Here is a 7,993-nt window from a genome sequence, read left to right as displayed (position 1 = left end):
TAAATCGGTTCGAAATAATACTGACTAGACTTGATGTGCCAGTTGGCTATTTCCTTCCGACTGATGGGCAGACCAAGCTTGTGCCAGTCCTCTTCCTGACGGTAATTGGGCACCTTAAGATTGAACTTCTGATGAATAGTATGGGCGATGATAGAAGCTGAACCCAAGCTGTGTGCCAAAGGTGCCTTAGGAACTGGAGCCTTGATAATCTTATCGCTCAGATTCTTCTGACTACATGCCTGACACTTGTATGCGTGTTGAACATGGTCAATCCGCTTTAATTTTGCGGGAATGAAGACCAACTCTTGTCGTTGAACAGTAGAACCAATCTCTTTCAACTGTCCATGACAGTCTGGACAAGTGCAGTCTTCGCCTTGCAATTCGTGATGAACAATCTCTGGAGTAAACTGACTAAAAATAGCCTGACGAACTCCCTTAGCTTTCTTGCGTTTATAGGTAATTGTTTCTGTTTCAACTGGGTAAGTCAGCTTCTTCTTCAGGGAGGCTTTCCTCCCCAAACAAGCTCAGCTGACCGGGTTGATACACTACCTTCTCTGATGATTTTCCGTAGAGTTTCTGTCTCAGATACTCAACCTGTTCACGAAGGAGGGTCAATTCGTTGGTCATGATTTCAATAGTTTTTGTTAGACTTTCAATCACTTTATCTTGTGACTCCATGGACTTACCTCCTTCTTTTTATCTCATTATACACAATGAAAGGTTGCTATTATTATTAATTCATAATGGATAAAATAGATAGATGACACATTAAAGTTAAGTAGTTAATTTGAGTAAGTTCAATTTTAATTAAATTTTCTTGTAAGTTCTATACGATTGTTTTTTTCCTGTTGATAGACTGCAAAAACAAGAGCTAACATTATTATAAAACTATCTCCCTCATAAATACTTCCAGATAAAAAATATTTTAGAAAGAAAGATGAAACTGCAAATATGACTACTTTTTTGTTTTTAATATTTGATATGATAAAAGTTTTACTGACAAAATAAATTAGAGAAATTAAAATTATTGTTCCTAAAAACCAACCAAATGATAAATAGGTCTCTAAAATTAGGTTGTGAACATATAATTTTTGAGGCATTAATGTTCTATCAAAGAAAACACCGTTAATTTCACCACCCATTTGCTTCAAGTAAGTGATAGCTGTATCTATCATAGCTTTGCGACCCGTACTATCACCAAGATCTCCTTGCTGCAAACGACTTAATATATACGAACCTTCACTACTAATTGACGAGAGAGTTTTACTTAAGAATAAAAAGATACCCATTAAGACTCCAAGGCTAAGAAAAAAACGACCAATCATTTTTATTGATAAATTTTCAAAAATTTTTTTATCGATAATTTCAAGTAAAGATGAAAAAAATACTCCGATTATCAGCCAAATTAATGGTCCCCTTGCACCATATATAACACCTTCCAGTAACATAACGACTGATATTCCTGCTTTTACTAAAGTTGGTTTTTGAATAAAATTCATTGAAAATAATATCCAAATCGGCAATAGGTTGTATGAATAGGGCATATAATTAGTTTGGTCATTAAAGATATACTTCATAAAAAACGAACTAATAATGATAAAATAATTCATATATTCAATAAATTTACTTGAAAATAGTATAGTGAAATCCGTTATTCTAGAAAGTATCAATACTGCATATGGTAAATAATATACATATATCATTACCATCAGAACTCCCGAAAAAATACTTTTTACAGATGGGGCGGTTGTCAAGTACAAAATGAGATACAATATATAAATATAATATAAGAAGACAAATCGTTTAAGTGAAATGCCAAACCGTATCAAAATAGCGGTTGCAAAAAGATAAACTATCGCATAGCAAATATAGATACTTTTTCCAGCAATAAATGCAAATCCTAATTTTGTGAATATAAATCTCATAACAATACTTAATGGATATATAGCCATTGAAGTGTAAAAGAAGATAATACTCCAGACATTATATTGTCTATTATCCATGACTAAACCTCAACAATTCTATTGTATTTCTAAAAGTAAAAATCTATATTATTTTATCTATTAATACATGTTTCAATTAATGTATTTTTTGTATCTAATAAATCAATCAGTAGGATATGAAATAATATTATTCATTCAATGTTCCTTCTTTTGAAAACCTGCATAAGGTACTTACTATCACCAGTTATAGATTAAAAATGACTAGATTTCACAATTTAAAGAATACTTATCTTATTTACTAAAAACAATATATTCAAAATAATTTATAAAATGACTTGGAAAACAAAAGAACTAAAGTAGATAATACAACCTTATCGAAAATTTCTAATATTCTTCCAGTATATACTACTGTATAATACATTAGTGAATGTAATACGTGCATTTTTAGTCAAAATCTTTCAGATTTTGAGCTACTAATAATTGAAGATTGCTCTACAGATAACACTTTATCTATTTTAAGAGAATTTGAACAAAGCGATCCTAGAGTGACTGTTATTGAATCTTCAATAACACTGGTTTTGGAGAAGAAAGAAACAAGAGTATTGAACTTGCAAGTGGTCAATTTAAATCATTCGTCGATTATGAAAATAATATTGAAAAAGACGTTCTTGAAAAACTATATTTCCAAGCAGTACAAAATCATGCAGATCTTGTACTTTGTGAAACGGGTACCTACTCTTCTGACTAAAAAGAAAAATCCGTATGGTTTAAACATATTTTTTGAAAAGCTCAACTAAAAGATACTTATCAAATAACACAACCAACTGCCCGTATTGTATCAAAAAAATTAATTGACAGTATACACTTTCGATTTCTACCTGAAATAGGTAGGTATTTATTTTGAATTAATGATAAATGCTGAAAAATTTACAACGGCTCCAGAAAAATTATACATATATCGTTCGAGGGAGGAATCTTTAAGTACAACACCAAATCCTGATAATAATAGAAAATATATGGAAAACAACAGTATAATGGGAGTAAGAAATTCGAAGTAAATTGAATATTTTACCTTTAAAAAGATAGAGGAATTACTCCAAATTTTTGCAAATGCTATAACGGTATATAATACTACAACTTATCATGAGGCAACTGCTGAGTATAAATCGCTTAAACTATTTATAAAATCCAAATTTGTTGACATTCTACAAAAAAACACTACTACTATATCGATTTTTTTAAAGTTTACATATTACCATTTAATTATTCAATTTCGCGACTCATATTCGCTCTCGTTTTGAACTAAGATATTAGAGACTCACAACTGTAATATATCTTGAAAAAAAATAATTCAAATATTAAATCAGCTCGATAATTTATTTTGTGGATAACATTCACAATGAAAATTATCGAGCTATTTAAATGTAGAGGCTATAAAAAAGTTTTTTTTTATAATTTTTTTAGATAGCGACAAAAAATTGTTCTATTTTTTCTAACTTTTGAGAATATTCAAAAGAAAATTTATATTAAAGAAAGTCCTAATATTTTTCCAAATATTAATTGCTTCAAAAAAACTCAATGTGAAATCATTTGTCTTAAGAATAAAATCAATGTATACGTGCAAATATGTTCACTTGGTTATAAAAGAGTAGATTTGATAAAAAATGAAAAATGATAAAATTGATTTGATGATAAATCGTCATATTTACCATTCAAATAAGAAATCAAAATTGTAATTGATAAAATTTTGATGTGCCATCACTAAGTATACATGCTTTTCCATAATAACTCCTGAATACAAGAAAAAATTTATTTCTGAGGAACTCCATCTGCTGTATTATTTTTTCATCACCTTAATAGTAATATTGTTCCTTGTTCTCTTTTACGATGTCATTCATAACATAGCCCAGTAATTCAGCATGAACATTGTTTAACAATCGCAAGCTCTTTTCCAACTCACTTTTTTGAACATAACTATGACGAACCACCAAAATTATACCATCTACTTTTTTGGCCATAATTTGTGCATCGGTAACACTATTTACCGGAGGCAAATCGTAAATGACATAATCGAAATACTGTTCAAACTGTTCCATTAATTTTGTCATATTTGTAGACATTAATAATTCTGAAGGATTTGGCGGAATTGGTCCCGATGTTAGTATATATAAACCAAGATCTTGATGATAGTCCAAAAACTCAGTAAAACGCTGATTTGGATCTATTACTAAATCTGTTAAACCTTTTAAATTCGATAATTTAAAAGTTCGATGTACAGTTGGTTTGCGTAGGTCAGCATCCACTATTAGTACTTTATTCCCCGCCACAGCTAAACTATGTGCTAAATTTGCAGAAACTGTTGATTTACCTTCTCCAGGTATAGAAGAAGTAATACCAATGGATGTTATTTTTCCATTTAGTTGTGCAAATTGTAGGTTGGTACGCAAAACTCGAATCTGTTCAGCGTTAATACTTGTGGGCTGAGTCGCCGAATAGAGAGGCGAGCCTTTAATTTGTTGTTTATGTAGCTCTCTTTGTCTTCTTTTTCTACCAAAAAGCATTAGTTGACTCACTTTCTTAGTTACTATTTATTAATATTATAATGAGCATTACTAATTTCATTAGCTGTCATATCATACAATTCAGTCAATAATGTTAGATTTTGTGCACGTAGGAAAGCATCATTTTTTACAGTTCTATCAAATAGATTTCTAGAAATAATAAAACCAAATGATAGAAACACTCCAGCGAGTATTCCAGAAATAATATTTTTTATAATACTTGGGGAAACTTTGTTAGCGCTATAAGAAGCCGGTGACAATACTACAACCTTTCCAAAACCTTCACTATAAATATCTTGTAAAGTATCACTAAACACTGTAGTCACCTCCTCTAGTACAGCTTGAGCTTCTTTGGCATCATTCATTCGAAGATTAACAACAAAGGCCTGTGAATCTTCAGTCTGTGTGAAAGTTAATCGCTCTTTCAAGTAAGCTGCCGAATATTTATTATCAAATGAATTTGCAACCTTTCCTAAAACAGGAACACCGAATAATATATCTCGATAAGTCGGTATCATTTCTAAGTTTGTTCGGATAGAGTTGGCTGCACTAACATATGCGTTTTGATTTCCAATATCTATAGGGTCTTGTGCAACAAGTAGTTGAGCACTTGAAGCATATTGAGGAGTCACTCCAAAACTTGCATAAAGTCCCATAAAAGTTCCACCAATGATTGAGCTTATAGTAATTATCATGATATTCTTTTTGAATAGATTAATTAGCTCAAAAATATCAATGATATCATCTCCTTGATTATTCATTAATTAAAATACCTTTCATACGTCGAAATTTTCCAAATAACATTATACCAAAAAGTGTTAAAAAGTTTACTTTAAGGAATCTCAAATAAAAATAATGGTTGAGATATTGAAAAAAATTAAATTTTTTCCGATATTATTTAACTACAATTGAAAATTTTTCTAATTGTTTCAAGTTTACTATTTTATTTTCTTCGTTCTCATCAATTCCTTTAGAGCTTAACTTATCAAATAATATATTCAACGTTCTCAAAATAAGTTTGATATCAAAATAGAAAGAATAACGTTGAATGTATAATAAATCATACTTTAATTTACTATTAAAGTCAGAATTATATGTACCGTAAATCTGAGCATATCCTGTCAAACCTGCTCTCACTCGATGACGCAAATGATAGCATGGACTTTGTTTTTCAAATTGTTCTACAAAATGAGGTCGCTCCGGTCTCGGACCAACGATTGACATATCTCCTTTTAAAATATTAAACAATTGCGGCAACTCGTCTAAGCGAGTAAATCTTAAGAATTTCCCTAATCTTGTTACCCTACTATCATTAGATGAAGCAAATACTGGACCAGACTGAATTTCAGCATTTTGGACCATTGATCGAAATTTAACTACTTTAAATAGTCTACCGTTCATTGTAACACGTACTTGAGAATAGAACACAGGTCCTTTTGAATCAAATTTTATAGCAATTGATATCAAAATCATCAATGGCAACGTCAAAAACAATAATAAAAGGGAAAGAAAAATATCAAATACTCTCTTTAAAATTTCCTCTACTTTTGTCAATTTATATGGTTTTAATCCAATAAAAACATCATTTCCAAATTGGAAGTAAGATGGCATAACTTCAAGACCTGATTGGAAATTAACACCATTGTATATCCCTTTATTGTTTTCTAAAAGGAGATAGTAAATTTTTTCTCGATCTATTTCAACTTCACTAGCAAAATAAACCGCATCGAAATCAGTAATATATTGTTCAATGTTACTAAAAAATTCACAAGTAAATGCATGGGTAACTGAAAAAATCATATTTTCAATTTTCATCAAATTTTCGATGGATTTTAAAACATCTTCTTCATTTCCAATAACACATAAGCGTTGACCACCAAACATTTTTCGATAGAGAAATAAGGCTACGTAATTAAATAAATAGGTACACGTCGTCGCTAATAGTGTAGCCATTAAAAATGTTGGCCAGTTTGGGAAATCTACCATATGTAAAGCAGCCAATATCGAAAGAACAATAAATACAACAATCTGAACAGACAAGGATACATTAGAAATTGTTTTGTATGATTTATTATAAAAATGATGATTACCTGCCATCATAGCTATTAATGCCTGAAGCCCACCCACATAGATATATTCAAGTGTATTAAATGATTTATTACAAATGATTTCGAAACTCAAAGAAAAAATGATCGCACTAAACGAGAGATAGAAGATATGAAATAGTCTTCTATTTTCCATATTATTTACCTTCCTCCTATACAAAAAATTATAAATTCAAAAAAATTTTTCGATTCTTAAATGTATATTTATGTTGTTATTTATAATAATATTTAAAGGATGTTCCATTTATTTTACTTGTAACATTCTGAGATTTAACAATTGATTTTACCACAAAAGAGACAACTTTAACACAAATTTGCTTTTTGAAATATTCTGAAAATAGTGTATTACTTCAATTATACTATATTCAACCTATTATATTATTTTATCATAGATGTAATAAGAATAAAAACATTTTGTACTAAAAAAAAAAAAGCATTTGGTATAGATTAACATTTAATTTTTTATCATTATCTGTTCAATTGAATTTAGGAATTTACGTTTTCGTATCTTATTTTCTATCTCTAATATTCTGAAACTAGTGTTATTATGACCTGACACTAGAAAGATTTAAGTTCTTCATTACGATTAATGATAAATAAAATTATTCTTTATTTAGAAGAATTTTCGATACAGTAAATATCATTGCAATAACCATCTAGAAATTAATGATTTATTAATTAATTGATTTGAACAATCCGCAGAAAATGTCTCTAAATTTTGTACATTTTTTGTCATTTATTTATTAATGAAAGCTATTATAGATAATTGAAACAAGAACAGGACAAAAGTGCCTCAAGAAAAGTATCGCAATTTAGCAATACTTTTCTGAGGTGTTTTTTGATTTGATACTCAGTTAAAATCAAAAATAGCGGATGTCCAGTCTCTATGTACAATTGATTTGAGTTGATAAGCAGTTAAGGTTTGAATAACCTCTTCAAGTTTATCGATTACCTCATTTAAAGTCTTAAATACTTTATTCTTGAAACCAAGTTTACGAATCTCAGACCAGACTTGCTTAATAGGATTCATTTCAGGTGTATAGGGTGGAATGAAGGTAAATTCTATATTCTCAGGAATATTTACTGTCTTCGATTTATGCCAGATGGCATTATCCATGACTAAAATAATGTAATCTTTTGGATAAGCTGCTGATAGTTGGCATAGAAATTCATTCATCCAATCACTATTACATCCACCTGCTATGATGAAAAACGAGTCGCCTGTATGGGCATCCACAGCTCCATAACAATAGCGGTACTCACGAATATGGTGACTAGCTACGTGAGGACGATAACCTTTAGGAGACCAACACGAACCAAGTTTACTGATACGCCCAAAACCCGCCTCATCTTGATACATAAGGCGGATTTTTTGATATTCTTT

Annotated in this window: 7 protein-coding genes and 1 pseudogene; 1 reads left to right on the top strand and 7 read right to left on the bottom strand. The window is 30.0% G+C overall.

Annotated elements, in window-relative coordinates; all coding sequences use genetic code 11:
• From K6V43_RS10985 to K6V43_RS10975, 3 genes and pseudogenes are all read right to left on the bottom strand, one after another.
• Positions 1-518 (bottom strand): annotated as a pseudogene (locus K6V43_RS10985) (IS66-like element short variant transposase); the annotation flags it as partial.
• Complete coding sequence (locus tag K6V43_RS10980; protein WP_002939754.1) at positions 472-678, bottom strand: IS66 family transposase; 207 nt, start codon at positions 676-678, stop codon at positions 472-474. The pseudogene K6V43_RS10985 and the gene K6V43_RS10980, both read right to left, overlap by 47 nt.
• A 125-nt stretch (positions 679-803) precedes the next feature.
• Entirely contained in the window at positions 804-1,499 is a 696-nt protein-coding gene (locus K6V43_RS10975; protein WP_222383116.1) for a hypothetical protein, read from the bottom strand.
• A gap of 863 nt (positions 1,500-2,362) precedes the next feature.
• Here K6V43_RS10975 and K6V43_RS11730 point away from each other — a divergent pair.
• Positions 2,363-2,740 carry a glycosyltransferase gene (locus K6V43_RS11730; protein ID WP_222383117.1) on the top strand — a complete coding sequence of 126 codons (378 nt, stop codon included), beginning with the start codon at positions 2,363-2,365 and terminating at the stop codon, positions 2,738-2,740.
• A gap of 1,056 nt (positions 2,741-3,796) precedes the next feature.
• On the opposite strand, the gene K6V43_RS10965 is transcribed toward K6V43_RS11730, so the two are convergent.
• The 4 genes from K6V43_RS10965 to K6V43_RS10950 form a co-directional block, all read right to left on the bottom strand.
• On the bottom strand, positions 3,797-4,504 hold the full coding sequence (locus K6V43_RS10965) for a CpsD/CapB family tyrosine-protein kinase (RefSeq protein WP_222383115.1): 708 nt from the start codon (positions 4,502-4,504) through the stop codon (positions 3,797-3,799).
• Between the two features lie 23 nt (positions 4,505-4,527).
• The gene (locus K6V43_RS10960; RefSeq protein WP_222383114.1) at positions 4,528-5,265 is read right to left on the bottom strand and encodes a Wzz/FepE/Etk N-terminal domain-containing protein; all 738 of its coding nucleotides are present in this window, start codon (positions 5,263-5,265) and stop codon (positions 4,528-4,530) included.
• A 133-nt stretch (positions 5,266-5,398) separates the two neighbouring features.
• Positions 5,399-6,745, bottom strand: a complete 1,347-nt coding sequence (locus K6V43_RS10955; RefSeq protein ID WP_222383113.1) for an exopolysaccharide biosynthesis polyprenyl glycosylphosphotransferase — start codon at positions 6,743-6,745, stop codon at positions 5,399-5,401.
• 714 nt (positions 6,746-7,459) lie between these two features.
• On the bottom strand, positions 7,460-7,993 hold a 534-nt coding region (locus K6V43_RS10950), incomplete at its 5' end, for an IS630 family transposase (RefSeq protein ID WP_222383111.1).

This window comes from Streptococcus suis, from assembly GCF_019794615.1.
Lineage (GTDB): Bacteria > Bacillota > Bacilli > Lactobacillales > Streptococcaceae > Streptococcus > Streptococcus suis_AI.
The sequence above is the reverse complement of the archived record's forward strand: the minus strand, read 5'-3'. Positions and strand labels throughout refer to the sequence as shown.

Coding starts and splice junctions, on each gene's coding strand:
- K6V43_RS10980 (WP_002939754.1), bottom strand. CDS start 678: ATGGAGTCACAAGATAAAGTGATTGAAAGTCTAACAAAAACTATTGAA.
- K6V43_RS10975 (WP_222383116.1), bottom strand. CDS start 1,499: ATGAATTTTATTCAAAAACCAACTTTAGTAAAAGCAGGAATATCAGTC.
- K6V43_RS10955 (WP_222383113.1), bottom strand. CDS start 6,745: ATGGAAAATAGAAGACTATTTCATATCTTCTATCTCTCGTTTAGTGCG.
- K6V43_RS10960 (WP_222383114.1), bottom strand. CDS start 5,265: ATGAATAATCAAGGAGATGATATCATTGATATTTTTGAGCTAATTAAT.
- K6V43_RS10965 (WP_222383115.1), bottom strand. CDS start 4,504: ATGCTTTTTGGTAGAAAAAGAAGACAAAGAGAGCTACATAAACAACAA.